24 protein-coding genes are annotated in these 26,388 nt (G+C 72.0%); 8 read left to right on the top strand and 16 right to left on the bottom strand.

Features of this window, described 5'->3' with window-relative positions:
* The first annotated feature begins 4 nt into the window (after positions 1-4).
* Positions 5-892, top strand: a complete 888-nt coding sequence (locus ACGF4C_RS02715) for a helix-turn-helix domain-containing protein (RefSeq protein WP_393562659.1) — start codon at positions 5-7, stop codon at positions 890-892.
* Positions 893-1,063: 171 nt separating this feature from the next.
* Complete coding sequence (locus tag ACGF4C_RS02710; protein WP_393562657.1) at positions 1,064-1,714, top strand: DUF4232 domain-containing protein; 651 nt, start codon at positions 1,064-1,066, stop codon at positions 1,712-1,714.
* A 70-nt stretch (positions 1,715-1,784) separates the two neighbouring features.
* On the opposite strand, the gene ACGF4C_RS02705 is transcribed toward ACGF4C_RS02710, so the two are convergent.
* A complete protein-coding gene (locus ACGF4C_RS02705; RefSeq protein WP_393562655.1) occupies positions 1,785-3,584 on the bottom strand; it encodes an NHL domain-containing thioredoxin family protein in 1,800 nt (599 codons plus the stop codon).
* Positions 3,585-3,648: 64 nt separating this feature from the next.
* Here ACGF4C_RS02705 and ACGF4C_RS02700 point away from each other — a divergent pair, with 64 nt between their 5' ends.
* Positions 3,649-4,179, top strand: a complete 531-nt coding sequence (locus ACGF4C_RS02700) for an LURP-one-related/scramblase family protein (protein ID WP_393562653.1) — start codon at positions 3,649-3,651, stop codon at positions 4,177-4,179.
* Positions 4,180-4,332: 153 nt separating this feature from the next.
* Entirely contained in the window at positions 4,333-5,157 is an 825-nt protein-coding gene (locus tag ACGF4C_RS02695; RefSeq protein WP_393562652.1) for a maleylpyruvate isomerase family mycothiol-dependent enzyme, read from the top strand.
* A gap of 110 nt (positions 5,158-5,267) precedes the next feature.
* Here ACGF4C_RS02695 and ACGF4C_RS02690 read toward each other — a convergent pair whose 3' ends face one another.
* The 3 genes from ACGF4C_RS02690 to ACGF4C_RS02680 form a co-directional block, all read right to left on the bottom strand.
* Complete coding sequence (locus ACGF4C_RS02690) at positions 5,268-6,521, bottom strand: nitrate/nitrite transporter (RefSeq protein WP_393562846.1); 1,254 nt, start codon at positions 6,519-6,521, stop codon at positions 5,268-5,270.
* A 143-nt stretch (positions 6,522-6,664) separates the two neighbouring features.
* Entirely contained in the window at positions 6,665-7,348 is a 684-nt protein-coding gene (locus tag ACGF4C_RS02685) for a GntR family transcriptional regulator (protein WP_393562651.1), read from the bottom strand.
* A gap of 126 nt (positions 7,349-7,474) precedes the next feature.
* A complete protein-coding gene (locus ACGF4C_RS02680; protein WP_393562649.1) occupies positions 7,475-8,314 on the bottom strand; it encodes a GNAT family N-acetyltransferase in 840 nt (279 codons plus the stop codon).
* Positions 8,315-8,512: 198 nt separating this feature from the next.
* Here ACGF4C_RS02680 and ACGF4C_RS02675 point away from each other — a divergent pair, with 198 nt between their 5' ends.
* Positions 8,513-8,689, top strand: coding sequence for a hypothetical protein (locus ACGF4C_RS02675; protein WP_199816268.1), 177 nt, complete (start codon positions 8,513-8,515; stop codon positions 8,687-8,689).
* A gap of 6 nt (positions 8,690-8,695) precedes the next feature.
* Here the strand turns inward: ACGF4C_RS02675 and ACGF4C_RS02670 are convergent, their stop codons facing one another.
* The 5 genes from ACGF4C_RS02670 to pdhA form a co-directional block, all read right to left on the bottom strand.
* Positions 8,696-9,151 (bottom strand): VOC family protein, encoded by a 456-nt coding sequence (locus ACGF4C_RS02670; protein WP_393562648.1) that lies wholly within the window; start codon positions 9,149-9,151, stop codon positions 8,696-8,698.
* Between the two features lie 48 nt (positions 9,152-9,199).
* Positions 9,200-10,084 (bottom strand): helix-turn-helix domain-containing protein, encoded by an 885-nt coding sequence (locus ACGF4C_RS02665; RefSeq protein WP_393562646.1) that lies wholly within the window; start codon positions 10,082-10,084, stop codon positions 9,200-9,202.
* A 129-nt stretch (positions 10,085-10,213) separates the two neighbouring features.
* Positions 10,214-11,692, bottom strand: coding sequence for a dihydrolipoamide acetyltransferase family protein (locus ACGF4C_RS02660; RefSeq protein WP_393562645.1), 1,479 nt, complete (start codon positions 11,690-11,692; stop codon positions 10,214-10,216).
* Between the two features lie 23 nt (positions 11,693-11,715).
* On the bottom strand, positions 11,716-12,699 hold the full coding sequence (locus tag ACGF4C_RS02655; RefSeq protein ID WP_393562644.1) for an alpha-ketoacid dehydrogenase subunit beta: 984 nt from the start codon (positions 12,697-12,699) through the stop codon (positions 11,716-11,718).
* 2 nt (positions 12,700-12,701) lie between these two features.
* Positions 12,702-13,919, bottom strand: a complete 1,218-nt coding sequence (pdhA, locus tag ACGF4C_RS02650) for a pyruvate dehydrogenase (acetyl-transferring) E1 component subunit alpha (protein ID WP_201805509.1) — start codon at positions 13,917-13,919, stop codon at positions 12,702-12,704.
* 327 nt (positions 13,920-14,246) lie between these two features.
* On the opposite strand from pdhA, the gene ACGF4C_RS02645 reads away from it, so the two are divergent.
* Both ACGF4C_RS02645 and ACGF4C_RS02640 read left to right on the top strand, forming a co-directional pair.
* Entirely contained in the window at positions 14,247-14,906 is a 660-nt protein-coding gene (locus ACGF4C_RS02645) for a response regulator (RefSeq protein ID WP_393562642.1), read from the top strand.
* Between the two features lie 201 nt (positions 14,907-15,107).
* The gene (locus ACGF4C_RS02640) at positions 15,108-16,151 is read left to right on the top strand and encodes a phosphotransferase (protein WP_393562640.1); all 1,044 of its coding nucleotides are present in this window, start codon (positions 15,108-15,110) and stop codon (positions 16,149-16,151) included.
* Positions 16,152-16,171: 20 nt separating this feature from the next.
* Here the strand turns inward: ACGF4C_RS02640 and ACGF4C_RS02635 are convergent, their stop codons facing one another.
* The gene (locus ACGF4C_RS02635; protein ID WP_393562639.1) at positions 16,172-17,785 is read right to left on the bottom strand and encodes a protein kinase; all 1,614 of its coding nucleotides are present in this window, start codon (positions 17,783-17,785) and stop codon (positions 16,172-16,174) included.
* 321 nt (positions 17,786-18,106) lie between these two features.
* Between ACGF4C_RS02635 and ACGF4C_RS02630 the strand changes: the two genes are divergently transcribed.
* Positions 18,107-19,771 (top strand): protein kinase, encoded by a 1,665-nt coding sequence (locus ACGF4C_RS02630; protein WP_393562637.1) that lies wholly within the window; start codon positions 18,107-18,109, stop codon positions 19,769-19,771.
* A gap of 63 nt (positions 19,772-19,834) precedes the next feature.
* Here ACGF4C_RS02630 and ACGF4C_RS02625 read toward each other — a convergent pair whose 3' ends face one another.
* The 6 genes from ACGF4C_RS02625 to ACGF4C_RS02600 all read right to left on the bottom strand — a co-directional run bounded on the left by ACGF4C_RS02625 (position 19,835) and on the right by ACGF4C_RS02600 (position 26,339).
* Positions 19,835-20,398: a bacterial proteasome activator family protein gene (locus ACGF4C_RS02625; protein ID WP_030411532.1), complete on the bottom strand. Its 564-nt coding sequence runs from the start codon at positions 20,396-20,398 to the stop codon at positions 19,835-19,837.
* A gap of 257 nt (positions 20,399-20,655) precedes the next feature.
* A complete protein-coding gene (locus ACGF4C_RS02620) occupies positions 20,656-21,519 on the bottom strand; it encodes a hypothetical protein (RefSeq protein ID WP_393562636.1) in 864 nt (287 codons plus the stop codon).
* 137 nt (positions 21,520-21,656) lie between these two features.
* Positions 21,657-22,634: an NAD(P)H-quinone oxidoreductase gene (locus ACGF4C_RS02615; RefSeq protein ID WP_362137786.1), complete on the bottom strand. Its 978-nt coding sequence runs from the start codon at positions 22,632-22,634 to the stop codon at positions 21,657-21,659.
* Between the two features lie 104 nt (positions 22,635-22,738).
* A complete protein-coding gene (locus tag ACGF4C_RS02610) occupies positions 22,739-23,881 on the bottom strand; it encodes a potassium channel family protein (protein ID WP_393562634.1) in 1,143 nt (380 codons plus the stop codon).
* On the bottom strand, positions 23,878-25,461 hold the full coding sequence (locus ACGF4C_RS02605) for a molybdopterin-binding protein (RefSeq protein WP_393562633.1): 1,584 nt from the start codon (positions 25,459-25,461) through the stop codon (positions 23,878-23,880). Before ACGF4C_RS02605 ends, ACGF4C_RS02610 begins: the two co-directional genes overlap by 4 nt.
* Complete coding sequence (locus ACGF4C_RS02600; RefSeq protein ID WP_393562631.1) at positions 25,458-26,339, bottom strand: NTP transferase domain-containing protein; 882 nt, start codon at positions 26,337-26,339, stop codon at positions 25,458-25,460. Before ACGF4C_RS02600 ends, ACGF4C_RS02605 begins: the two co-directional genes overlap by 4 nt.
* Positions 26,340-26,388: the final 49 nt, after the last annotated feature.

The following is a 26,388-nucleotide window of genomic DNA, read 5'->3' as shown; positions in this document are numbered from 1 at the left end:
TGGAATGCGGGATGTGCCTGGCAATCAGAACCACGCCGCTCATCCCCGACGTAAGCCACTGGCTTCTCTCCCCGACGAACTCTCCGGCCCCACCCGGGAGTTCGTCCTCGCGTTACGCCGTATGCATCGTGAACTCGGCTACAGCCTCAAGGAGTTGGAGGGCCGGTTACCGGCGAGCCGCTCGTCCCTCTCGCGCTATTTGCGGGGCCAGGGGCTGCCCGATGAACGGCTGCTGGTGCAGTGGTGCAAGGTCTCCTTCACCGGTGAGGACCGGCTGCCCGGGCTCATCGATCTGCTGCACCGGGCCCAGGAGGCAGCGGACCCGGGCCCTGACATCGCACGGGAAGCAGCCGGGACGGACGAGTCGGCGGACCAGGGGACGAAGCAGGGGGCGACGGGACGCCGTCGGATGCCGCTGGTGCTCGCCGCGCTCGGGACGGCCGCGGTGCTGGCCGGTGTCGCGGTGGCCATGTGGGTGCTGACCGGCCCGGGCCGGGCCTCGGGCGGCCCCTCGCGCGAGAGCGTGAGCGCAGGCGGCGTGCAGGGCTCGGAGACCTCGGCGAAGGGCACCGGGTCCGCCCGGATCACCGTCAACAACGTCGAACGGGCCTGCCAGCGCCCCCGCACCGCCAACTGTGCGCTCGGACTGGCCCGTGATCCCTACCTGGTCTACCGGCGCTCCAACGTCGTGGCGCACGTCTGGCACGGCGATGTGCTGCGTGCGGTGTGCCGGATCGCCAACGGTGTGGCGGTCACCGACGAGGCGGGCGGGCACAGCAGCATCTGGTTCCGGGTCGATCACGACGGTGCGCGGATGTGGGTGCCGGGGATCCGCATCCGGCCGGAACAGCTCGACAACACCAACTTGCCGACCTGCCCGGAGGGCTCCTGACCCTGCAATTCCGGGCCGCGACTCCGCCGGGCGTCGCTGACCTGCGGTGATGCTGCTCCGGCCGGAGCCGCCGCGCACCCGCACTGGAAGATCGACCCGCAATCGATATCGTGGCCGTGCCATGACAGACACACCTCGCTGACCATAGCGACCCACTGGGGGACTCCACCCATGACCGCACCCCGCACCCGCCGCCGCTCCGCCGCGTACGCTGCGCTGGCCCTCGGGCTCGCCGGTTCGCTCGCGCTGACCGGCTGCAACAGCCACTCCTCGAAGAAGTCGAAGAAGACCTCCTCCTCGTCCTCCAAGAGCAAGAAGCGGAAGATCATCGGCGGCGGTGCGGCCGCGGCAGGCGCGGGAGCCGGCGCGGCGTCGCGCCGGGTGTCCCCCTGCTGGCCCAGCACCTACCGGGTCACGTTCTCCCAGCAGACCGGCCCGGACAGTCATGTGACGGTGAAGTTCAAGAACACCACCGGCAACACCTGCCGGCTGTACAACGGCCCGCGGCTGCGCTTCGACAACGCCAAGGCACCGCTGCCGCTGCTGGCGGGCGAGCCCAGTGTCATGGGCCCGACCATCGACGTGCCGGCCAAGGGCTATGCGTACGCGGTCATCCCGACCAACACGCCGGCGAGCAAGGGCACCGAGCAGAAGTCGGTGACCATCGACTTCATGGGTTCCACTGCGAGTTCCACCACCCGCGGGCCGGTCACCCTGAACTTCGCGGAGAAGCGGCTGCACATCTCCGTCGGCAAGAGCAAGATCACCAACTGGTCGCACAGCATCCACGGGGCCGAAGTGACGGCCGGCGTCGGGAACTGATCCGGCACCACCGACACCGCCGCCCCACCGGCACGGCCCGGGCCCCGTCAACGGGCCCGGGCGCCGGTGGCTATGCGTCCAGCCCCGCCAGCACCAGCCCGAGCCGGGCCGCACCGCCCTCGGTGACGGTCACCGGAACGCCCCAGTCCTGCTGGTGGACGTGGCAGGCGGGGTATTCGATGTCCGGGTCGTCGTCGCAGGACGCGGCCATCGCCGAGACATGCAGCACGCCCTCGGTCACGCCGTCCGCGAGCACCAGCTCCCGGTTGAGGTCCGTGCCGGCGCCCGCACCGTCGGCGAGCAGTTCCGGCGGGGTCGCGCTGACCAGCAGCCGGGTCGACGGGCCGTAGCGGGTGTCCAGCTTCTGGCCCGCCGGGGCCTGGAAGACCACCTCGAGCCGGAGTGCGCCCGGCGCCACCTCGGTGGCCGCACGCTGGGTGCGGTGCGCCACCGCCTCCACCCGGACCGCCTCCTCGGGCAGCCGCAGCCGGGTCAGCCGGTGCCGCGCGGACTCGATGACCACGATGTCGTCGTCGACGAGCACCGCGTCGGACGGCTCGCGCAGATCCGTCGCCAGCGTCGTCACCTCGCCGCTCGCCGGGTCGTAGCGGCGCAGGGCGTGGTTGTAGGTGTCCGCGATCGCGACCGAGCCGTCGGGCAGCGCGGTGACGCCCAGCGGGTGCTGGAGCAGCGCCTGCCCGGCCGCGCCGTCGCGGTGGCCGAAGTCGAAGAGGCCGGTGCCGACGGCCGTGCGGATGACGTATCCGTCCTCCGCGGGCTCGACCCAGCGGACCGCGCTGGTCTCCGAGTCCGCGATCCACAGCCGGTCGGCGGCCGCCGCGAGCCCGGACGGCTGGGCGAACCAGGCCTCGGCGGCCGGGCCGTCCACCAGCCCTTCGTTGGTCGTGCCGGCGGCCACCTCGACCGTGCCGGTGGCCGGGTCGTACGTCCACAGCTGGTGCACACCGGCCATCGCGATCCACAGCCGGTCCTGCCACCAGGCGATGTCCCACGGCGAGGAGAGCGCCACCTCGCGCGCCGGCCCGGAGGTCGGGGAGCCCTGCCACCACTGCTTGCCGGTGCCGGCCACCGTCTCCAGCGTGCCGCTTTGGGGGTCGAAGACGCGCAGGGCGTGGTTGACGGTGTCCGCGACGGCGACCTTGCCGTCGGGCAGCAGGGCCAGGCCCTGCGGTTCGTTGAAGGTGTCCGGGGTCAGGCCGCGCTCACCGCTGCCGATCCGGCGCAGCACCCGCTCGCCGTCCTCGGCCAGCTCGACGAGCTGGTGGCGGGTGGTGTCGGAGACCAGGAAGCTGCCGCCCGGCAGCCGGACCGCCTTGCCGGGGAAGCGCAGGTCGGTGGCGACCGGCTCCGGCGGTACGTACGGGCCGTCGCCGCGCCGCAGGGTGCCCTTCGCCTCGTGCTCGGCCTCCAGCTCCTCGACGAGCGTGGCGATGGCGTGCGCATGGCCCTCGCCGGCGTGCTGGGCGACGACATACCCCTCGGGGTCGATCACCACCAGCGTCGGCCAGGCCCGGACCGCGTACTGCTTCCACGTGGCGAGCTCGGGGTCGTCGAGGACCGGGTGCTCGACGCCGTACCGCTCGACGGCGTCCACCACCGCCTGGTGCTCGGCCTCGTGCACGAACTTCGGGGAGTGCACACCGATGATCACGACCGTGTCGCGGTGCTTCTCCTCCAGCTCCCGCAGCTCGTCCAGGACGTGCAGGCAGTTCACACAGCAGAACGTCCAGAAATCCAGGACGACGATGCGTCCTCGCAGGTCGGAGAGGGTCAGATCCTTGTTGCCGGTGTTCAGCCAGCCGCCCTTGCCGATCAGCTCGGGGGCCCGGACGCGCGCACGTGAAGCCATGTGGACATTCAACGTCACTCAGGTGCGTGCGCATTCCGCAGGGGCGCCGGGGAACAGGTCAGCCATGCAGCCCTCACCCGCGGCGCAGCCGCCGCGCTCCGGCACCTTCCTCGTCCGCGACCGGATCTTCGGCATCGGCGACGACTACTGGATCGACGACGAACACGGCCGCCACGCCTTCCTCGTGGACGGCAAGGCGCTCCGGATGCGGGAGACCTTTGAGCTGAAGGACGCCGAAGGCCGGGTGCTGATCACCATCCGGAAGAAGATGCTGGCCCTGCGCGACACGATGACGATCGAGCGGGACGACGCGCCGTTGGCCACCATCCGCCGCAAGCGGCTCTCGCTGCTGCGCAACCACTACCGCGTGGAACTGGCGGACGGCACCGTGCTGGACGTCAGCGGCAAGATCCTGGACCGGGAGTTCGCCGTCGAGTACGAGGGCGAACTGCTCGCCGACATCTCACGGCGCTGGCTGACCGTGCGCGACACGTATGCGGTCAAGGTCGTACGGGACGACGCGGATCCGGCGCTGCTGATCGCCGTCGCGGTGTGCGTGATCCGGCTGGCCGAGCGGGAGCGCGGCGGGGACTGAGCCGCGGGCGCCCGGAACGCTGCGCCGGAACCCGCTGCCGTCGCGGGACATCGTCCTACGATGGTCCCCCGAAAGCACTGCCGGGGTGCCCGTGCGCAGCGGTAACTTAACTGCACAGACAGCAGCCCGCGTACGAACCGTCCGAGGGGTCCCGTGACCGTCCATCCCAGCCTTCAGTCCTCCATCGATGCCTGGACGCACTCCATAGAAGCGATAACCGAGCTGGTGACTCCGCTCGTCGAAGGCGAGTGGAACCGGGCGACGTGCCTGCCAGGATGGTCGGTTCGCGATGTGGTCTCGCACATCATCGGCCTGGAATGCGAAATGCTGGGCGACCCACGGCCGATCCACACGCTGCCGCGCGACCTCTACCACGTCCGCAGTGAGTCGGCGCGCCGCATGGAGGTGCAGGTCGACGTCCGCCGGCACCACACCGCGCCGGAGATGCTCAGCGAACTCGAATACACCGTCATCCGCCGTTCCCGGCAGCTGCGCAACGAGTCCCGCGAGCCCGACGCGGTGGTGCGCAGCCCGCTCGATGAGGACCGGTCGCTGGAATTCGTGCTCCAGCAGCGGGCGTTCGACGTCTGGGTGCATGAGCAGGACCTGCGCCGGGCGCTCGGTAAGCCCGGCAATCTCGACTCCCCCGGCGCACAGGTGACCCGCGACCTGCTGGTCAAGGTGCTGCCCGGCATCGTCTCCAAGAGGGCCCAGGCGCCCGCCGGTTCGGTGGTGGTCTTCGATGTCAGCGGCCCGTTGGAGTTCCTGCGTACGGTCCGGATCGACAACGAGGGCAACGCCACCATCGACGGCAGCGTCTCGCTGGGCCCGACGGTGACCCTCGCCCTGGACTGGGACACCTTCCACCAGCTCGCCTGCGGCCGGGTCCGCCCGGCGGCGGTCGCCGAGCAGATCAAGATCGATGGTGACCAGGAGCTGGCCGAGGCGATCCTGGACAACTTCGCGGTCACGCCGTAGTGAACTCGGGCCGGCGGACCACTTCGCGTCGGCCGGCCCCCGTTTCACGTGAAACAACACCCGCTGTTTCACGTGAAACAGCATCCCCGTTTCACGTGGAACAGCGCCGCTCAGGCCGGAACGTGCACCGCCTCGACGCGGCTGACGACCAGCCGCTCACGCTCGCGGCGGGCGGCCCGGCGGCGCAGCCGCAGGATCTGTGAGACACCGACCGCTTCGAGGACGAAGACCGAGGCGAAGGCGATCCGGTAGTTGTCGCCGGTCGCGTCCAGCAGGACGCCGATCGCGAGCAGCGTCGTCATCGACGCGGTGAAGCCGCCCATGTTGACGATGCCGGAGGCGGTGCCCTGGCGCTCGGGCGGATTGGCGGGCCGGGCGAAGTCGAAGCCGATCATCGACGCCGGACCGCAAGCGCCCAGCACGGAGCAGAGCGCGATCAGCAGGCCCATGGGCGCATGGTCGGCCGGCCAGCTCAGCACGCTCGCCCAGAGCAGGGCGGTGGCACCGACCGTGCCCAGTGCCAGCGGCATACGGGCGGCGTGGTGGCGGGCGATGATCTGGCCGTAGACCAGCCCCACGGCCATGTTGGAGAGCACCACCAGGGTGAGCAGTTCACCGGCGGTGCCGCGGGACAGGCCCTGTGCCTCGACGAGGAACGGCAGGCCCCACAGCAGCAGGAAGACCATGGCCGGGAACTGGGTGGTGAAGTGCACCCACATGCCCAGCCGGGTGCCGGGCTCCCGCCAGGCGTCCGCGATCTGCCGGCGCACGAACCCGGTGCCGGTGTGCCCGGCCGGGGCCGGCGGCGGCTCGAAGCCCTCGGGGTGGTCCTTGAGGAAGGCCAGCAGCACGATCAGCACGACGATGCCGCCGGCCGCACTGGCGGCGAAGGTCGGGGTCCAGCCGAAGGTGTGCAGGAAGCGGGCGAGGACGAGGGTGGAGATGAGGTTGCCGGCCATGCCGACCAGTGCGGCGATCTGGGCGATCATCGGGCCGCGCCGGGCCGGGAACCAGCGCGACCCCAGCCGCAGCACGCTGATGAAGGTCATCGCGTCACCACAGCCCAGCAGCGCGCGCGAGCCGAGCGCCATGGGGTACGAAGCGGAGAGCGCGAAGCCGAACTGGCCGGCGGTGTAGAGGACGACGCCGAGGGTCAGCACCTTTTTGGCGCCGAGCCGATCGACCAGCAGGCCGACGGGGATCTGCATCCCCGCGTACACCAGCAGCTGGAGGATGGAGAAGGTCGACAGCGCCGAGGCGTTGATGTGGAAGCGTTCGGCGGCGTCCAGCCCGGCCACGCCCAGGCTCGTGCGGTAGGTGATCGCGACGAAGTAGACGGCGACGCCGATGCCCCAGACCGCCATGGCCCGGGGGCCGCCGGGCGGGTCGGCGGGCAGCAGCCGGGCCCCGCCGCCCATGCCGGAGCGGGCCGAACCGCCGCCCACGGAGCCGGAACCCGGGCCGGAGCCGCCGTCTATGGAGCCGTCCGGTCCGCCGGTGCCACCGCTCATCGCACGTCTCCCTGGGCGAGGTTGCGGACCCAGCTGACGTGCCGGTGCACGACCTCTGTCGCGGCGTCCGCGTCGCCGGCCCGCAGCGCGTCGAGGATCTCGGCGTGCTCGGCGATGTTCTTGGCGATCCGGTCGGGGTCGGCGTGCATCACCGCGACGCCCATCCGCAACTGACGATCGCGCAGCTGCTCGTAGAGCCGGTCCAGGATCTGGTTACCGGCGCTGCGCACGATGGCGGCGTGGAAGGCGCGGTCGGTGACGGACACGGCGGCCAGGTCACCGGACGCGGCCTGCTCGCGCATGGTCTCCAGCAGCTCGGTCAGCTCGGTGAGCAGCGGCTCGCTCGCGGGCACCGCCTTGGCGGCGGCGTGCTTCTCCACCAGCAGCCGGGTCTCGACCACGTCGGCGATCTCCTGTGCGGAGACCGGCAGCACCATGGCTCCCTTCTTCGGGTAGAGCTTGAGCAGCCCCTCGACCTCCAGGCGCAGCAGCGCCTCGCGCACCGGCGTCCGGGACACGCCCACCGCGTCGGCCAGCTCGCCTTCGGTGAGCAGCATGCCGCCCTCGTAGCGGCGCTGCAGAACGGCGTCCTTGACGTGTGCGTAGACCCGCTCGGCGGCGGGCGGTTGTTTGGCGGTGGATTCTCTGGCGGGGGCGGTGGGCGTGGACGCTGAGGGCATGCGCACAGGATAGATACAACAGGTATGCGTCCGAAACGTGATTCCGCGATGCGGACGATCGGTGGGTGCGGACGGGCGGACCAGCGGACGGGCGCGGGCGATCGACGGACGGCTCGGGGCCCTAGGTCAGCCCGGCATCCGCCCCTGGGCCACCAAGCGGTCCACGACCTGGGAATGCGCCGGGGCACAGCGCTCGCGCGCCTCTAGGCGGTCGAACCAGGCGTACTCGGCGATCTCCCGGCCCGGCACCGGCACGATGTCCTGCGGCCCGCCGGTGAAGCAGGTCATGTGCAGCCGGCGGCCGTTCTTGCCGTGCGCGACGTCATGGATGACGAACGCCTCCGTCAGGGTCCCGGCGGGGACGTCGAGGCCGAGCTCCTCGGACAGCTCCCGCGACAGCGCCTCAGGGGCGGACTCCCCGGGCTCGTACTTCCCGCCGGGGAGGTAGAACGTGTCGTTGCCGCGGGTGCGGACGCTCAGCAGCCGGCCCTCCCGCACGTGCAGCCAGCCCACCGACTTCAGCGGCGCGGCCCGCTCCAGGACGAGCAGCGGGTGGCCGGTCTCCTCGTCCACCCGCCGCCCCCGCTCGGTGAAGCCCAGGTGCGCGTAGAAGCGGCGGGCGCGGACGTTGCCCTCGAAGACCTCCAGGGTCAGCGCGCCGTACCGCGCCGCCGCGTGTTCCACCAACTGCCGCCCAACACCGCCGTCTTGGGCCTCCGGTGCGACGAACAGCCCGCCGATCTCGCCGCCGGGAAGCAGGCCGAGCAGCCCGATGACCGTGCCTGCGCGTTCGGCGACCCAGTTCTCGGCCCGGACGAGATACACCTCGCGGAGGATCCGCGCGCGCTCGCCCTCGCCCTCCCCCTCGATGAACGGATGCGCCCGGCGCACGGCCCGCGACCAGAGTTCGATGACAACGTCCTGGTCAGCGTCCCGATACCGGCGGATGATCACGTCGCGGCTCATTCCGCCGACGGTAAGCGGCTCCGGACGGCGACCGCAAACCCTTTCCCGGCCCCGGTCGCAAGGGGGACCACAGGCGGACGGCGGGTCCACCTCAGGTCTGACCCGAGTCCGTACCTCGCGCGTACGGAGCGGCCCGGATTCCATGGGTGAATGGAGGCATGGAGCCGGGGAGGCTCCGGGATTCCAGGGGAGTTGACCATGCAGTCCAGGACGAACGCCGGCCGTCGTGCGCGGAACACCGTCGTACTGGCATTGATCGTCGCCGGTCTGTGGGCGGGGGTCGCGCTGACCCGCGGCGCCGCACACGCCGATGAGTCCCGTCCGACCGGGCCGGTGGCCCACTTCAGCCGTGCCGTGGAGCTCATCCGCGGCTGACCGGCCCTACGACCGGGCCGGCTGCGGCGCGCCGCGGTAGGTGCCGAAGGACCAGCGGTTGCCCTCCGGGTCGCGGGCGCTGAAGCCCCGCGACCCGTAGTCGGTGTCGGCCGGCTCGTCGGTGATCTCCGCACCGGCGGCCCGGGCGCGGGCACACAGCGCGTCGGGCCGGTCGGTGACCACATAGGCGCCAGAGGCCCCGGGCTGCAGTCCGCAGGGGTCGTCGTCCGCCTCGCGGACGGAACCGAGCATGATGCCGCCGCCCTCGGGCCAGGAGAGCTCGGCGTGCGCGACCCGCTCCCCGTCGCCGTACACCGCGGTCGCTTCAAAGCCGAACGCCTCGGTGAGGAACCGGATCAGGGCGCGGGCGTCCCGGGCCCGGAGCATCGGCCACACCTGGGGCGCGGGTGCCGTCGCGGAGCCGTGCGGGGATGTGGTGGTCTCAGATGTGGTCTGCGGCATGAGCGCCGTTCCTCCTCGGTCGGTAGGGCCCCGGGTGGGCCACCGGCCTCAGCCTTTCGCGCAGCCGTCCGCCGGGGCTTGGACGTTTCGGAACTCCTCGGCGAGCCACCCGCTGGGCGGACAGCCGGCCAGCGAGCGGAACTCCCGGGCGAGGTGTGCCTGGTCGAAGTAGCCGCAGTCGGCGGCCAGTTCGGCGAGGAGCGGGGGCGAACCGGTACGGGCCGCGGCGCCCAGCCGACGTCGTGCGCGGTCGAAACGGATGACCCGGGCGGCGGCCTTGGGCGTCAGACCGGTTTCCTGCCGGAAGCGGGCGGTCAGATGGCGGGCGCTCCAGCCGATGTCGTCGGCGAGCGCCGCGACCGTTACGGCGCCCCGGGAGGCGGTCAGCAGCTGCCAGGCGCGGGCGACCTCGGGCGCCGGGGCGGGCCCCGCGCCACCCGGCTCCCGGTCCAGCCACCGCAGCAGATGGGCGTCCAGCAGCGCGAACCGCTCCGGCCAGCCGGCGGCCGCCCGCAGCCGCTCGGCGATGTCCCGGCCCCGCGGCCCGAGCACCGCCTCCGCGGGGAGATCGAGACCGGCCAGTTCACCGGCCGGCAGGCCCAGCAGCGCCCGGGCGCCCAGCGGGTGCAGACCGAGCTGGATGCCGGACTGGCGGCCCTGATGGGTGATCAGCGCGGGACGGGTGTGCAATCCGCCGAGGAGGGTGGCGTAGCTGCCGGGAGCCTGGCCGGGGTCCGGGTGGCCGGCCAGGGTGAGCGGTTCGTCGAGGGTGAAGATCAGGGTCAGCCGGGGCGAGGGCAGCCCGCGGTGGAGGGCCGGCGGGACCCCGGCCTGCCGGTATGCGGCGTAGGAGCTGACGTACGGCCGGAGCGCGGGCGCGGGCCGGGCGATCAGCTGCTCGTCGACGGCACCGGACGGGACGGCAGTGAGCACGCCCCTGGCATGAGGGCGGGCCGGCCCGGCGAGGGCGTGGGGCGGTGTTTCACGTGAAACACCGGCCCCGGCCCCAGGCGTCGTTTCACGTGAAACGACGCCCTTGCCCGACCGGCCCCGCATCCCGGGTCAGCCCCAGGTGATCAGCCGCTTCGGCCGCTCCAGCACCGCCGCGATGTCTGCGAGCAGCTTGGAGCCCAGCTCGCCGTCGACGAGACGGTGGTCGAAGGACAGCGCGAGGGTGGTGACCTGGCGCGCCTTCACCTTGCCCTTGTGCACCCAGGGCTGGAGCTTGATCGCACCGACGGCGAGGATCGCCGACTCCCCCGGGTTGAGGATCGGCGTACCGGAGTCGACGCCGAAGACACCGACGTTGGTGATGGTGACGGTGCCACCGCTCATGGCCGCCGGAGAGGTCTTGCCCTCGCGCGCGGTGGCGACCAATTCGCCCAGTTCCTCGGCGAGTTGCGGGAGCGTCTTGGACCCGGCGTCCTTGATGTTGGGGACGATCAGCCCGCGCGGGGTGGCCGCCGCGATGCCGAGGTTCACATAGTCCTTGTAGACGATCTCCTGGTTCGCCTCGTCCCAGGACGCATTGACCTCCGGGTGCCGCTTGAGCGCGACCAGGAGGGCCTTGGCGACGATCAGCAGCGGGTTGACCCGCAGGCCGGCCATGTCCGGGTCCTGCTTCAGTTCCTGGACGAGCTTCATCGTGCGGGTCACGTCGACGGTGATGAACTCCGTGACGTGCGGCGCGGTGAAGGCGCTGGCCACCATCGCCTGCGCGGTGGCCTTGCGTACGCCCTTGACCGGTACCCGCCGCTCGCGGGCCGCGGCGTCCACGACACCGGTCACCGCAGGCGCGGCGACCTGCGCGGCGGGAGCCGCCACGGCCGGTGCCTGCGCCGCCGGGGCGGCGGCCGCGTGCACATCCTCGCGGGTGATGATGCCGTCCGGCCCGGTCGGGGAGATGGTCGCCAGGTCGATGCCGAGGTCCTTGGCGAGCTTGCGCACCGGCGGCTTGGCCAGCGGCCGCCCGGCGGTCCCGGCGCCCACGGGCCGGGCGTCCGGCGTCACCTTGGCGGCCGGCTGCGGTGCGACGGGAGCGGCCGGCTGCGCCGCGGGCCGTCCGTTCAGCTCGGCCTGGAGCGCGGCCTTCACCGGCTCCGGCTGGGCCGGCACACCGGCTTGCGGCTTGCGCGCCCGGCGCTTGGTCGAGGACGGCGCGGCGCCGTAGCCGACCAGTACCGCCTGCCGGCCCTGCGGCTCGGCGTCCTCCTCGGCCGGTGCGGCCTCCTGCGGCGCGCTCGCGGCCGTGGGGGCCTCGGCCGGTCCCGCGCCCGGGTCGGTGTCCACCGCGATGATGGCGGTGCCGACGTCGACGGTGACGCCCTCGCCGAAGCGCAGCTCGTGCACCACCCCGGTGTAGGGGATGGGCAGTTCGACGGCGGCCTTGGCGGTTTCGACCTCACACACGACCTGGCCGTCGGTGACGGTGTCACCGGGCTGGACGTACCACTTGAGGATCTCGGCCTCGGTGAGCCCCTCGCCCACGTCGGGCATCTTGAACTCGCGGAAGCGCTGGGCGTTGGCGGTGCCTGTAGTCATGGTTCCGAACTCTCCTCAAACCCTCAGTACGCCAGCGCACGGTCGACGGCGTCGAGCACCCGGTCCAGCCCCGGAAGGTACTCGTCCTCCAGCCGGGAGGGCGGGTACGGGGCGTGGAAGCCGCCGACGCGCAGGACCGGGGCCTCCAGGTGGTAGAAGCATCGTTCGGTGATCCGGGCGGCGATCTCCGCGCCCGCACCGAAGAACACCGGCGCCTCGTGGACGACGACCAGGCGCCCGGTCTTCTGCACCGACGACTGCAGGGTGTCGAAGTCGATCGGGGAGAGCGAGCGCAGGTCGACGACCTCGACCGACTTGCCCTCCTCGGCCGCGACCTTGGCGACGTCCAGGCAGACCTTCACCATCGGGCCGTAGGCGGCCAGCGTCAGGTCCGAGCCACTCTGGGTGACCCGGGCCTTGTGCAGCGGGTCCGGGATCGACTCGGTGTCCAGCCGCGACTTGTCGTGGTAGCGCCGCTTGGGTTCGAAGTAGATGACCGGGTCGTCGCCCGCGATGGCCTGCTGGAGCATCCAGTAGGCGTCGGAGGAGTTCGAGGGAGTGACGATCTTGAGGCCCGCGACGTGCGCGAACAGCGCCTCGGGGGACTCGGAGTGGTGCTCGACCGCGCCGATGCCGCCCGCGTACGGGATGCGGATGACGACCGGCACCTTGATCTTGCCCAGCGCACGGGCGTGCATCTTGGCGAGCTGGGTGACGATCTGGTCGTAGGCGGGGAAGACGAAGCCGTCGAACTGGATCTCGACGACCGGGCGGTAGCCGCGCAGCGCCAGGCCGATCGCGGTGCCGACGATGCCCGACTCGGCGAGCGGGGTGTCGATCACCCGGTCCTCGCCGAAGTCCTTCTGCAGCCCGTCGGTGACCCGGAAGACGCCGCCGAGCTTGCCGACGTCCTCGCCCATGACGAGGACCTTGGGGTCGGCCTCCATGGAGGCGCGGAGCGAGGCGTTGATCGCCTTGGCGATGGTGATCTTCTCGTGGACGGCCATGGTCAGTTCCCCTCCGCCAGGACATCGGCATCGACGAACGACGCCTGGTACGCGGCGAACTGCGCGCGCTCCTCATCGACGAGCGCGTGCCCGTCGGCATAGACATTCTCGAAGATCGCCATGGTGTCCGGGTCCGGCATGGCGCGTACCGCGTCGCGGACCCGCTTGCCCAGGGCCTCGCTCTCCTCGTCGATGGCCGCGAGGTACGCCTCGTCGACCAGGCCCTCGGCCTCCAGGTACGTCCGCAGCCGCAGGATCGGGTCCTTGGCCTCCCAGGCCACCCGCTCCTCGTCCCCGCGGTAGCGCGTCGGATCGTCGGAGGTGGTGTGCGCGCCCATCCGGTACGTGAACGCCTCGATCAGCATCGGGCCCTGGCCGGTGCGCGCCCGCTCCAGCGCCGCCTTGGTCACCGCGAGACAGGCCAGCACGTCGTTGCCGTCGACCCGTACACCGGGGAATCCGAAACCGCGGGCGCGCTGGTAGAGCGGCACCCGGGTCTGCTTCTCGGTGGGTTCGGAAATGGCCCACTGATTGTTCTGGCAGAAGAACACGACGGGGGCGTTGTACACCGCGGAGAACGTGAAGGATTCCGCGACATCGCCCTGGCTGGAGGCACCGTCACCGAAATACGCGATGACCGCGGAATCCGTGCCGTCCTTCTGGACACCCATCGCATAGCCGGTCGCGTGCAGCGTCTGCGAACCGATCACGATGGTGTAGAGGTGGAAGTTGTTGCTGTTCGGGTCCCAGCCGCCGTTGTTGACGCCGCGGAACATGCCCAGCAGATTCGTCGGGTCGACCCCGCGGCACCAGGCGACGCCGTGCTCGCGGTACGTCGGGAAGACGTAGTCGTCGTCGCGCAGGGCACGGGCGGAGCCGATCTGCGCCGCCTCCTGGCCCAGCAGCGAGGCCCACAGGCCCAGCTCGCCCTGGCGCTGGAGGGTGGTCGCCTCGGCGTCGAACTTCCGCGTCAGCACCATGTCGCGGTAGAGGCCGCGCAGTTCTTCGGGGGAAAGGTCGATGGCGTAGTCCGGGTGCTCGACCCGCTTCCCTTCCGGGGTCAGCAGTTGTACGAGCTGATCCTGCTCCGCCTCTTCGGGCCGGCCGTTGGTACGGGCCTTGGCCGGGGACGCCTTCTTGGCCGGCGTCGCCTTTTTGGCGGTGGTGCGCTTGCTGCTGCCGCGGGTGTTTTTCCGCTGCGCAGTGCCTTCCACGGTCACGTGCTGCTCCTCCGTCTGTCCGGCCCCCGGGGTCCGCCGGTGGCCGTATTGCGGCTCACCCGGTATCCGATACGGCGCACGGGGTGTGTGCGAACGCGGCCGGATCCGGGTGGAACAAAGCTCCCGGACAGTGGCCTGCTCATTGCACGTTACCCATTGTCAAAGCCGAAGTGGAAACGGCGCTGACCTGCGATTTTGCTTGGATTTCCAAGTAAAATCACGAAGGCTGGAACAACTCCTGGTCACAGCGTTGCAGGCCGCCGGGACAACGGCACGTTATATCGGTGACCTGGAGCACGGGAAGACTTGATGTGTGAGACTGGGCCCGTGCCCGAAGACGGAAAAATCACGGTATTTCTGCTCGATGACCATGAAGTCGTCCGCCGCGGGGTGCACGAAATGCTCGCGGTCGAGGCGGACATCGAGGTGGTCGGCGAGGCCGGCACCGCCGCAGATGCCCTGGTCAGGATCCCTGCGACGGGTCCCGACGTGGCCGTGCTGGACGTCCGGCTGCCGGACGGCAGCGGGGTCGAGGTCTGCCGGGAGATCCGTTCACAGAATCCGGACATCAAGTGCCTGATGCTCACCTCCTTCGCGGACGACGAGGCGCTCTTCGATGCGATCATGGCCGGTGCGTCCGGTTATGTCCTCAAGGCCATCCGGGGGAACGAACTGCTTTCCGCCGTACGTGACGTGGCCGCCGGCAAGTCGCTGCTCGACCCCGTGGCCACCGCCCGCGTACTGGAGCGGCTGCGCGACGGCAGCGCCGCCAAGGAGGACGACCGGCTGGCGAGCCTGACCGAGCAGGAGCGCAGGATCCTCGACCTGATCGGCGAGGGCCTGACCAACCGCGCCATCGGGGAGCGGCTCCACCTCGCCGAGAAGACCATCAAGAACTACGTCTCCAGCCTGCTCTCCAAGCTCGGCATGGAGCGCCGCTCCCAGGCCGCCGCCTATGTGGCGCGCCGGCAGGCGGAGCGCCGCTGACCGACGGGTCACGGGGTGGCCGCGCCGCGGGCCCCGCCACTACAGACGGGGTGCCCTTCGATCCCGTCTTCCTGCGCGTCGAGCCGGAGTTCGTCACTCTGCACCACCTGACCGAGGCGCCGGTCGCCGACCTCGCTCACTCTGGGTGAGGCTTTCCGATACCCCCACCCGCATAGGTGTAGTTGATCTAACATCTGGCGCGTGCTGCGCTCATCTGTAGTCCGGACGGCGGCGACGCCCGACAAAGACGCCCTCGGATCCCTGCTCCGCCACTACTCCGGCGCCGGCGCGCCGCTGTCCTGTGAACCCGTCGCCGAGGGCCTGCTCAACCACGGCTACTTCCTCGCCACCACCCGCGGCCGCTACTTCCTCAAGCACCACCTCGACGGCGACCTGGCCGCGCTCACCCGCCAGCACCGCGCCACCCGGCGGCTCGCCGCACTCGGCCTGCCGGTCGTCCCGCCCGTCGCCGACGCCGACGGCCGCACCGTCACCGTCCTCGACGGCCGCTGCTACGCGCTGCACCCCTGGGTCGAGGGGCGGCACCTGAGCGGGGCCGCGCTGACCACCGGCCAGTCCCGCCGGCTCGGCGCCCTGCTCGGGCTCGTGCACACCGCACTGGCACAGGTCATGGCGGACGAACCGCATCCGCCCCGGCTGCCCTGCGCGGACGCCGGCGCCGACCCCGAGCGGACCTTCGAGACCATCGACGAGCTGCTGGACCTGGCCCGCTGCGCCCGCCCGCGCACCAGCTTCGACGAGCTCGCCGAGCACCGGCTGCTGGAGCGTCGGGCCCTCCTGGAACGGCAGGCCCACCGGCGCCCCGCGCCGGGCGCGGAACCCGCCGCCGGCTGGGTGCACGGCGACTTCCACCCGCTGAACGTGCTCTACCGCGGCGCCGAGCCGACCGCGATCGTCGACTGGGACCGGCTGGGCGTCCAGCCCCGCGCCGAGGAGGCGGTGCGCGCCGCCGCGATCTTCTTCGTACGCCCCTGCGGCACCCTGGACCTTGCCAAGGTCGCGGCGTACGCCGGTGCCTACCGCAGCGCCTGCGGAGCCGGCGCCGACGAACTCGCCGCGGCCGTCCACCGGGTGTGGTGGGAGCGGCTGAACGACTTCTGGATGCTCACCTGGCGCTACCAGCTCGGCGACCGCCGCACCGATCCGCAATTCCCGGCGGCGGCCGCCCTGGCGGTGTGGTGGACCCGCGAATACCGCGCCGTGCGCGACGCGTTCACCCGCTGACCGTGACGGCGCGCGGCCGGTCAGCCGCCGGTCGTGCCCAGCGTGGTGCCGCTGTCCGCGCCCGAGGACGCCCCGCTGTCCGTCCCGGCCGTCGCGCCACCGTCGGCCGTCCCGCCGTCCGCGGTGCCTCCGTCAGCCGTCCCGCCGTCGGCGGTGCCGCCGTCGGCCGTGCCACCGGTGGTGTCGGTGGGCGGCTCGGTGGTCGGCTCCTCGGTCGTCGGCGGCTGGGAGGTCGGCGGCTCGGAGGTCGGCGGGGTGCTCGGCTGCGTGGTCGGCGCCTGGGTGTACGAACCGCCGTCGCCGCCGGTGCCCTCCGGCTGGGTCTCCGGAGTGGTCGGCTCCTCGGTCGTCGGCTCGCTGGTCTCCTTGTGCTTCTTCGGCGTCGGCGACTGCGTGGCGGGGGTCTCGTGCTTCTGGTTCTGGCCCTTGGTGTTCTGCAGCGCGAAGGCCACCCCGACCGCGATGGCGATCAGCGCGAGCGCCGCGATCAGCCAGACCTTGCCGCGGCCGCCCCTGGCCGGGCGGGGCCCGCCCTCGAAGCCGCCGTCGTCCTCACGCATCCCGTGCGTGAGGATCGGCTGCGCCGTGGTCTGGCCGGCGTCGGGGTGCGGCAGCGCGGTGGTCGCGGCGGTCCCCATGGCAGGGGAGTGACCGCCGTCGTGCATGACCACCGGGCCGGTGTTCCAGGTGCCGGTGTGCCCGCCCTGCTCCTGCAGCATCTGCAGCGAGTACTGGACCAGGCCGCGCATCTCCTCAGCGCTCTGGAACCGGTCGTCGGGGTCCTTGGCCAGCGACCGCATGACCAGACCGTCCAGCTCCGGCGGCACGCCCTCGGCGACCTCGGAGGCCGGCACCGGCATGTCCTGGACGTGCTGGTAGACGACCGAGAGCGGGGTCTCACCGGTGAACGGCGGCCGCAGGGTGAGGAGTTCGTAGAGCAGACAGCCGGTGGCGTAGAGGTCGGAACGGGTGTCGACGGTCTTGCCGAGCGCCTGCTCCGGGGAGAGGTACTGGGGCGTACCCATGACCATGCCGGTCTGGGTCATGGTGGACTGCGCGCCGTGCAGGGCGCGGGCGATGCCGAAGTCCATGACCTTCACGGCGCCGCTGTTCGTGATGATCACGTTCGCGGGCTTGATGTCACGGTGCACGATGCCGTGCTGGTGGCTGTAGGCCAGTGCCTCCAGCACGCCCGAGACGATGATCAGCGCCTGGTCCGGCGGCGGGGCGTCGGCGTTCAGCAGCAGATCGCGGATGGTCCGGCCCTCGACCAGCTCCATCACGATGTACGGCACGGTGTTGCCGCCGACCAGGTCCTCACCGGAGTCGTAGACCGCCACCACCGCGTGGTGGTTCAGCCCGGCCACGGACTGTGCCTCGCGGGTGAAGCGGGCCTTGGACACCGGGTCCTCGGCGAGGTCGGCACGCAGCAGCTTCACGGCCACGGTGCGGCCGAGGCGTACGTCCTCGGCGGCGAACACCTCCGCCATACCGCCGCGCCCGAGGCGCCGCGTGAGCCGGTACCGGCCGTCGCCGACCAGGCCGCCGTTGCCCCACATCTCCGGTGCCTCGGGGACATGGGAGCCGGTGGCCTCAGGATCGGACGGGCCCTGGGGGCTCTGCGTCGGTGCCATCGGTCCTCGCCGTCGAATCGATCCGCCCGGGAGCGGTAAGGTCATCGGTCTTCGCTAGAGCACGCTACAGGTTCCGCGGCACCCACCGGTCCGTCGTGGACCGGCCATCAAACCCGCCGTTCGCCTGACATCGCAAGTTCACCCCCGGTGATTCAGGGTGCCGAACGTCTCAGGTCCGTGACCGGATCTTGCACATCTGGTCACGGAACGGGCACACAGCTTGACGTGTCCGGGCCCTGGGGCACACTTGGCTCCGGAATTCCAGATTTGATCGCTATAACGTACGGGTAGTGCGCCGTGCGCCTAGGGGGAAGCGGAACGATGAGCCAGGACGGCGCTCAGGGCCAATTCGAGGGCCGTTCGGTCGGCGGAGGACGTTACCAGCTTCGTGATCTTCTCGGGGCCGGCGGAATGGCATCCGTGCACCTCGCGCACGACACCGTGCTCGACCGCGACGTCGCGATCAAGACACTGCACACCGAGCTCGGCCGCGAGCAGGCCTTCCGCGAGCGCTTCCGCCGCGAGGCGCAGTCAGTGGCGAAGCTCACGCACACCAATATCGTCTCGGTCTTCGACTCCGGCGAGGACGAGCTCGACGGCGGCATGGTGCCGTACATCGTCATGGAGTACGTCGCGGGCCAGCCGCTGCGCTCCGACCTCGACGCCGACATCGCCCAGCACGGCGCGATGCCGACCGAAAAGGCCCTGAAGATCACCGCCGATGTGCTCGCGGCGCTGGAAGTCAGCCACGAGATGGGCCTGGTCCACCGCGACATCAAGCCCGGCAACGTCATGCTGAACAAGCGCGGCGTCGTCAAGGTCATGGACTTCGGTATCGCCCGCGCCATGCAGTCCGGCGTGACGTCCATGACCCAGACCGGCATGGTGGTCGGCACCCCGCAGTACCTCTCCCCCGAGCAGGCGCTGGGCCGCGGCGTGGACGCCCGCTCCGACCTGTACTCCGTCGGCATCATGCTCTTCGAGCTGCTGACCGGCCAGCTGCCGTTCGACGCGGACTCCCCGCTCGCCATCGCCTACGCCCACGTCCAGGAAGAGCCGCCGGTCCCGTCGAGCATCAACCGCTCGCTGCCGCCGGCCGTGGACGCGCTGGTGGCCCGGGCGCTGAAGAAGAACCCCAACGAACGGTTCCCCACCGCCGAGGCGATGCGGGACGAGTGTCTGCGGATCGCCGGGTCCGGCCAGTCCGGTGCCACCCCGCTGATCATCGGTGAGGGCCCGCGGGCGCGCACCAGCGGCTCCTCGGTGTCCTCCGCGGTCTTCCCCACCACGTCCGGAAGCCCGCAGACGCCGGTCCCGCCGAACGTCCAGCAGCCCTACCAGCCGACGCAGGCGGTCGGCTTCGGCCCGCAGACGCCCCCGCCGCCGAACAACGCCTACCCGACGCCGGCCCCCGGTCCGGTCCCGGGCCCGGCGCCGTTCAACGTCAACGCGGGCGGTTACCAGGCTCCGCCGGCGTACACCCCGCCCCCGCCGCCGGTCACCGCCTCGATGCCGTCGGCCGGCGGGCCCGGCGGGCGGAAGAACAACACCCCGGTGATCGTGGTCTCGGCGATCGTCGGTGTCGTCGTGGTCACCGCCATAGCGATCGGCATCGGTCTGAGCGCCGGTTCCACCGACGACACCGGCGGCGACGTCACACCGTCCAGCTACTCCGCTTCGCCCAGCGAGAGCGTCCGCCCCGAGGACAAGACGGCGACGATCCTGACGTCCGAGTGCACCAACCCGACCAAGAGCTACGCCGACAAGCGCAAGATCCTCTTCCCGTCGTTCCGGTTCAAGAACCTGGACTCGGTGAAGGAGTGCATCAAGGCGGCCGGCTGGAAGTACAAGATCGTCAAGGAAGAGGACAGCTCGATCTGGGGCAAGAACACCGTCACTGATCAGTCCCCGGCCGCCATCAGCTGGTGGTACCCGACCAAGGACGCCACGATCGAGCTGACCATCTCCACCGGTCGCAGCGGCTGACGGTCGCACCGCATACAGAAGGGGCCGGCACGCATCTCGCGTGCCGGCCCCTCGTGCATACGGTCAGAGGTACGGGCCCGAGCGGGCGCCGCCGTGGCCGGGCTTGCCCTCGTCGCCCTCCGTGGGCAGGACACCGGGCGGCAGGGCCCGGCGCATCGACTCCAGCTGGGCGCGGGCGGCCATCTGCTGGGCGAACAGCGCGGTCTGAATGCCGTGGAACAGACCCTCCAGCCAGCCCACCAGCTGCGCCTGGGCGATCCGAAGCTCCGCCTCCGTCGGCACCGACTCATCGGTGAACGGCAGCGACAGCCGCTCCAGCTCCTCCACCAGTTCGGGCGCCAGCCCGTCCTCCAGCTCCTTCACCGAGCTGGCGTGGATCTCCTTGAGCCTGACCCGGCTGGCCTCGTCGAGAGGAGCGGCCTTCACCTCTTCCAGCAGCTGCTTGATCATGCTGCCGATGCGCATGACCTTCGCAGGCTGTTCGACCATGTCCGTCACCGGGACCTCGCGGGGCTCATCGCCGTCGTCCCCGCCACCGGAGCCGGCGCTGCCGAGCGCCATGCCGTCCGGGCCGACAACCAGGACGTGCGGGTTCTCCTGCGACCGTTCGTTCATCGGCATATCCATGCCGCCATTCTCTCGTACGAGGGCTTCTCGACGGTGGTGCCCCCAGGAGAACGTGATCCACCTTTCCGGGGCACCCGATCCCTGGTGTTTCACGTGAAACCACGGATTCGCGCTGTTTCACGTGAAACCACGCCAACCGTTTCAACGGTTTCACGTGAAACAACCGGGAGCGTTTCACGTGAAACGGTGTGCCGTTCCCCGTCTCCTCGTTTCACGTGAAACGAGGAGACGGGGAGAGGGAACGGAAAACTGCGGCCTCAGCGGCGGCGGAGCCGCAGGCCCAGGAACGCCAGGCCCAGGCCCGTCAGCGCCAGACCCGCACCCATCGGCAGCACCCGCTCGACGGGGGCCGTCGGGGACTCCAGGGCGTATGGGCGGGCCATGTCCCCGTCCCCGTCCGTGGTGCCGGTGGTCGCGTCCTCGGGGACGGTGGGCGACGGGAGCGGCGGCAGCGTTTCGTACGAGCGGTGGCTGCGCCGGTCCGCCGTCCTGACGCGGTGCGACGACGTGGAGTGCGAGGGTGCGGCGTCGGATACGGCCTCCGTCGGGGCATGCCGCTTCACCGGATCGCGCCGGCCGGGCAGCGGGTGGGCGCGGGCGGAGTCGGACGGATCGCCCGGCGCCGCCTTCCGGAAGTGGCCGTGGCCCGCGAACTCCGCACTGCCCGCGCCCGCCCCGTGGAAGCCCGGACCGAACGGGTGGGGGTGGTGGTGCCACCGGCCGTGCCAGCGGCCCGGGTGGTGGTGCGGCCCCCGGCGCGGATAGCCCGCCATGTCGTACGGGAAGCCGGGGAAGCCGTCCGGGAACTCGCGGAAGCGGGCCGGAGCCCCCGGGTGCCCGGAGTGGCCCCGCCCCGGTACGAACGGCTCCTCGACCTGCGGCAGATCGCTCCCGAAGTCCTCGGCGACGAAGGCATCGGCCCCGAGCATCTCGGGCCGGAACTCCTCCGGCACGTCGTCGTCCGGCGAATCGCCCGGCCGGACGAGTTGCGGTGCGCGGTCCACCGGTGTGGCCTGCCGGTCCGCGGCCGCCGCGGGGGCGGCGCCCACCGGAACGGGCAGGACGACGGCGGCGACCAACAGACTGCTGGCAATGCGCGAACGGAAACCTGGAGCGACCACAGTGCCCCTCCCGTGCCGAGCCGTCGGGTGACCAGCCCAGCGTCACATGTGATCAGATGCACGGCATCTTGGGACTGTCCGCCGGGTTATCCGCCGACGGCCCGGGAGGGGTGATCCGGAAGGCCGCAGCGGCCGGTTCAGACGGTCAGCACGACCTTGCCGACGTGCACACTCGCGTCTACAACGCGGTGCGCCTCGGCGGCCTCGGACATCGGGAGCGTACGGTCCACGATCGCCCGGACCTGGCCGTTGCCGATCAGCGGCCAGACGTGCTCGCGCACGGCGGCGACGATGGCCGCCTTCTCACTCAGCGGGCGGGCGCGCAACCCGGCGCCGGTGATCGCGGCGCGCTTGGCCATCAGCGCGGCGAGGTTCAGCTCCGCCTTCACCCCGCCCTGCAGCCCGATGATCGCAAGTCGCCCGCTGACGGCAAGCGCCTTCACGTTCCGCTGCAGGTACTTCGCGCCGATGATGTCGAGGATGACGTCCGCGCCCTTGCCGTCGGTGGCCTTGCGGATCTCCTGGACGAAGTCCTGCTCGCGGTAGTCGATCAGGATGTCCGCGCCGAGCTCCGCGCAGCGGGCCAGTTTCTCGGGGCCGCCCGCGGTGACCGCGACCCGCGCCCCGACCGCCTTGGCGAGCTGGATCGCCATCGTGCCGATGCCGCTCGCGCCGCCGTGGACCAGCAGCGTCTCGCCGGGCCGCAGGTGGGCGATCATGAAGACGTTGGACCAGACCGTGCAGGTCACCTCGGGCAGCGCGGCAGCCGTGACCAGGTCCAGGCCGGGCGGCACGGGCAGCACCTGCCCGGCCGGCACCGCGACCTTCTCCGCGTAGCCGCCGCCCGACAGCAGCGCGCACACCTCGTCGCCGACCGCCCAGCCGTGCACGCCCGGGCCGACCGCGCTGATCCGTCCCGAGCACTCCAGCCCCGGGTACGCCGGGGCTCCGGGCGGCGGGTCGTAGAAGCCCTGCCGCTGGAGCAGGTCGGCGCGGTTCACGGCGCTGGCCGCGACCTCGATCAGGACCTCGCCCTCGCCGGGCTGCGGGTCGGGCACATCCGTCCAGACAAGTGCTTCGGGGCCACCGGGCTCCGGGATAGTGATCGCTCGCATGGGCGCGAGGCTACTCGCCGTCCGCGGACAGAGCGATGGCACGGGGGCCGGTGACCACGGACGCGTCGTCACACCGCCGCATGTCGGACCGGGTTAACAGGCCGTCATTCCTCGTCCAGCCGGCGCATCGGGGAGACGGTGGTGCCCGGGAGGGTCGGCCGTGCCGACTGCTTGGCGGGCAGGTCCGGCTCCTCCGACACGGCCGCCCGGACGATGGTGATCAGCCGGTCCGTGCTCTGCAGCGGGCTGGCCTCCGGGTCGTCGTAGCCCAGCAGCCGGTGACCGCGCAGCACGGACACGACCAGATCGTCGGTCTCGCGTACGGACCTGCCTACCTCGGCCTTCACCACCGGGCGTTCGATCAGGTCCAGGCCGCTGCCCTGCTGGATCAGGTCCTCGATGACCGTGCCCGCGCTGGGGCTGTGCACGGAGAGGCCCAGCAGCCGGCCGGCCGCGCTGGCCGAGGTGATCACCGCGTCGGCGCCGGACTGCCGCAGCAGCGGGGCGTTCTCCTCCTCCCGCACCGCCGCGACGATATGGGCCCGCTTGTTGAGCTGGCGGGCGGTCAACGAGACGAGCACGGCGGTGTCGTCGCGCTGGGTGGCGATGACGACCTGCCGGGCGCGCTGGATCTCGGCGCGCAGCAGCACATCACTGCGGGTCGCGTCGCCGACGACCCCGGCGAAGCCCTCGGCCACCGCCGCCTCGATCACCTTGGTGCTGGGGTCGACGAGGACGATGCGGTCGCGGCCGACGCCGGTCGCCCGGAGGGTCTGCACGGCGGACCGCCCCTTGGTGCCGTAGCCGACGATGACGGTGTGGTCGCGCACGGCGTTTCTCCAGCGTTTGAGTTGCCACTGCTCGCGAGTGCGTTCGGTGAGCACTTCCAGGGTCGTTCCGACCAGGATGATCAGGAAGAGCACGCGGAGCGGCGTGATGAGCAGGATGTTCAGCAACCGCGCGCTGTCGCCGTACGGGACGATGTCGCCGTAGCCCGTCGTGGAGAGCGTGACGGTCGCGTAGTAGAAGCAGTCGAGCAGGTCGACCGCGCCGTCGGCGTTGTCGTGGTACTCGTCGCGGTCCATCCAGACGATGAAGACCGTCGCCAGCAGCACCAGCAGTGCCATCAGCAGCCGGCGGGCGACCTGCCGCAGCGGCGCCTTCGGCGCCCGGCGCGGCAGTATCAGGCGGTGGGAGCGGTCCTCGGGCACCTCGTGCGCCGTGCTGTCGTAGGAGGGGAGCTTCACGCGACGCCTCCGGCCGGCCCGAACGGGTCCCCGAAGGCGGCCCGGTCCGCCGACCCGCCCCCCGACCACCCCGCTGACCAAGGGAGTTCCAGGAGTTCGAGTTCGGTGCCGCGCTGGGCGCCGCCGGGCGGGACGACCGCCAGCGCATCGGCGGCGGCGATCCCGCGCAGCATGGCCGGGCCGTGGAAGTGCAGCGGCTCGGCCGTCAGGCCGTACCGCTCGTCATCGCGGTAGGCCACCGGGACGAGCCGGGTGTCGTGCGGATGTCCGTGCACCGGCGCGGTCAGCGGGGTACGGCACGGAGCGGGCGGCCGGCGGGCGGCAAGCGCCCGCAGCAGCGGCTCGGCCAGCGTGCAGAGCCCGGACACCGCGGCGAGGGGGTTGCCGGGCAGACCGACGAGGTGCCGGCGCGGGGCCAGCCGGGCCAGCAGCATCGGATGCCCGGGGCGCACCGCCACGCCGTCCACCAGCACCTCGGCGCCGAGGCGGCGCAGGGTCGGATGCACATGGTCGACCGGGCCCGCGGCCGTACCGCCGGTGGTGATCACCACGGTGGCGGTGGACTCCGCCAGCGCCGCGTACAGCGTGTCGGCGTCGTCCGCGAGGTGGCGGGGGGCGGCCGCCGTCACGCCGAGGGCCTGCAACCAAGGGCCCAGCATCGGCCCGAGCGCGTCCCGGATCCGGCCCGCCTGCGGCAGCCCGCGGTCCAGCAACTCGTCACCCAGGACGAACACTTCGGCCCGCGGCAGGGGGTAGGCGGTCAGCTCGTCGTAGCCGGCCGCGGCGGCCAGCCCGAGGACGGCGGGGGTCACCAGCGCGCCGGCGGGCAGGAGGTGGTCACCGCGGCGGCACTCCTGGCCGCGCGGGCGGATGTCCTGGCCCGGCGGTACCGGCCGCGGCGCGTGCAGCTGCCGGCCGCCGCCGGGCAGTTCGCGTACCTCGCCGTGCTCGCTGCGCAGTACGGCGGTGGCACCGGACGGCAGGCGCGCGCCGGTCGCGATCGCGATGGCACGGCCGTCCTGAAGCGCCTCGGCAGGGGCCTGACCGGCGAGGATGCCCGCAGCGGCACCCTTGGGCCGGTCGACGCGCCAGGGGCCGGGGCCGGAGACCGCCCAGCCGTCCATGGCCGAGGTGTCGAACGACGGCAGGTCGGTGAGTGCGGTCAGCGGGACCGCGAGCGTCCGGCCGAGCGCCGCGGCGAGCGGGGTGGCCACCGGCGCGGGCGGCCCGGGGACGGCGTGCGCGGCGAGGTCGCGGGCGCGCTGCCAGGGCGTGGTGGGCGGCCTGCGGCGCGGGGCGGAGGACGGCGGCCGGCCGTCCTCGGCGGGGCCGGAAGGCCCGGACGAGCCGGTGGCGGCGTCCGGGTCGTGGCTGCCGCGCGCGGTGGGTGCGGCACCGGAGCCCGCCGTGGGCGGACCGCCCGCGGACGGGGTGGCGGGGCCGGGATCCGGACGCCGGGCCGGGCCGGTGGCCGCTGCGCGGGTGTGGTTGGCCAGTGCGAGCGCGTCCTCGAACGGGTCGCCGCCGCGCCGGTCGTCCCGGGCGGCGCCGAGCGCCCCGCCGGTCTCGCCGTCGGTCATTCCGCGGGCTTCGTTCCGGTGCCCGCGGCGTCCCCGGGACCCGCCGGCCCCTCGGCCTCCGCGGCCCAGCGGTTCGCCAGGGCGGCGGCCCGGTCGGTCAATTCCTTGACGTCCCGGCCCTGTTGGCCCGCCGCGTACCCGATCAGGAAGGTGGTCAGCGGCGCGGCCGGGCGGGCCACGCCGTGCGCCGCGTCCCGCGCGAGGTCGAGAAGCGCCGCCACGTCGACATCGAGGTCGATGCCCAGTTCGGCCTTGACTGCGGTGATCCATTCATCCAGCACGTGTCCATGCTCCCTGATCCGGGCGCGCGCCGCGCCGAGGTCTTCCCAGGTGTCGCAGTCGAAGGCGGCGGTGTTCGTGGGGTCCGGGACCCGGACGAGCGTCAGCCCGGCCAGCAGGGCGCGCAGCGGCAGGCCGGCGGGTGTGCCGTGTTCGTCCCGGATCCGCGCCAGCGCGCGGCGCAGCGGCTCGGCGCGGTAGGCCGCCACCAGCGGCTGGTCGCGGCCCGAGGCGTCCTGGAGCAGCGCCCCGTCCACCGGGGCGGCCGCCGCCAGCAGGCCGCGTACCGTCGCGGCGGTCAGGAACGGCAGGTCCGCGGAGAGGACGAGCACCGTGGGGGCGGTGCTGTGCCGCAGGCCGGCGTCCAGTGCGGCGAGCGGGCCCCCGCCCGGCGGGTCCTCGCGGGCGTGCAGCACGGCGCGGGCGGTCGCGCGCGCGGGGCCGACGACCACGGCGCGGGCCGCATCGGGGCAGGCGGCGAGCACCCGGTCCAGGAGCGGGCGGCCGCCGACGGACAGGGCGGGCTTGTCCGCCCCGCCGAGCCGCCGGGCCGCGCCGCCGGCCAGGACGATCACGTCGTGGGCGGTGTGGTCGTTCACCTCTTGAGTATCGCCGTCCTCGGCGCGCTCACACAGGCGTCCTACGGGG

The organism is Streptomyces sp. NPDC048197 (genome assembly GCF_043202395.1).
GTDB classification, from domain to species: Bacteria; Actinomycetota; Actinomycetes; order Streptomycetales; family Streptomycetaceae; genus Streptomyces; species Streptomyces siderophoricus.
Note: the sequence above shows the minus strand (reverse complement) of the source record. Positions and strands in the feature narration are given on the sequence as shown.